This is a genomic window from Alcanivorax sp. HI0044, assembly GCF_001634945.1.
Genome location: NZ_LWEZ01001085.1, coordinates 1 through 606, shown reverse-complemented (window position 1 = coordinate 606; position 606 = coordinate 1). Strand labels below are relative to the sequence as shown.

Below are 606 nucleotides of genomic sequence, written 5' to 3'. Positions count from 1 at the left end.
ACTCCGATCCACAGGTCATCCGCTAACTTTTCAACGGTAGTCGGTTCGGTCCTCCAATGCGTGTTACCGCATCTTCAACCTGCCCATGGATAGATCGCCCGGTTTCGGGTCTAATCCCAGCAACTAAACGCCCTATTAAGACTCGGTTTCCCTACGGCTCCCCTAAACGGTTAACCTCGCTACTGAAATTAAGTCGCTGACCCATTATACAAAAGGTACGCCGTCACCCCACAAAGAGGGCTCCGACTGCTTGTACGTACACGGTTTCAGGTTCTATTTCACTCCCCTCTCCGGGGTTCTTTTCGCCTTTCCCTCACGGTACTGGTTCACTATCGGTCAGCCAGGAGTATTTAGCCTTGGAGGATGGTCCCCCCACATTCAGTCAAAGTTTCACGTGCTCCGACCTACTCGATTTCACCTGATCAGATTTTCGGATACGGGGCTATCACCCACTATGGCCGGCCTTCCCAGACCGTTCTCCTAATCATTCACAGACTTAAGGGCTAATCCGCGTTCGCTCGCCGCTACTGACGGAATCTCAATTGATTTCTGTTCCTACGGGTACTTAGATGTTTCAGTTCCCCGCGTTCGCCTCGCATACCTATG

The 606-nt window shown here is 51.8% G+C and carries 1 rRNA gene; it reads right to left on the bottom strand.

Annotated features, from left to right (window positions below):
• Positions 1-606 (bottom strand): 23S ribosomal RNA (locus A3730_RS13045); the annotation flags it as partial.